This is a genomic window from Roseateles sp. P5_B10, from assembly GCF_056400485.1.
Genome location: NZ_JBFULE010001558.1, coordinates 1 through 631 on the forward strand (window position 1 = coordinate 1; position 631 = coordinate 631).

Consider the following 631-nt stretch of genomic DNA (forward strand, 5'->3'; position numbering starts at 1 on the left):
GCAGAAGCTAATTGAGGTTATGAGCGGACTTGCCGAGAAGCGGGCGCTGAACTCTTCAAGAGTGCCGGGTTCTCTGCCTCTCTCGCTGGCCCCGAATAGTTTAGCTCAGGCGCGCAAGTAGGGTTTCGAAATCGGTCGATTGCTCGCTTCGCTTTTGCGGTCATGTCCTGCAGGAAGACCACCAAGCCTGTAAAGGCAGCTGCCATTAACACGCCGCAGAAGAACGCAACGCCCGGCTGAGACATCTTGCCTGCGGCAGCGGCGTCGCGATGGTCGACGTAAAGCAGCAAGCCGACGATGCCAGCCTGGCACGCATACATGAACCATTGAAATAGGCGTGATTTAAACATGGCTCTCGTCGATCAGATTATTGGCGTGGAAAGCGGCGGCAATCCCAACGCCCGCAATCCGCGATCGTCAGCGGGCGGGGCGGGGCAGTTCATCGACTCCACTTGGTTGAATGTTCTTTCGAAGCATCGCCCCGACCTGATCCAGGGCAAATCACGCGACGAAATTATAGCCCTGAAGTCAGATCCTGTCCTGTCGAAGGAAATGACGGGCGCATTGGCGTCAGATAATGGCGGCGTTCTGACGGGCGCCGGACTACCCGTGACGCCGGGCACAACATACC

The 631-nt window shown here is 57.5% G+C and carries 1 protein-coding gene; it reads left to right on the plus strand.

Annotation, left to right across the window (positions count from 1 at the left end):
• Positions 1-348: 348 nt before the first annotated feature.
• A partial coding sequence (locus AC1DU6_RS34570; protein WP_477863015.1) for a lysozyme family protein occupies positions 349-631 on the plus strand: 283 nt, incomplete at its 3' end.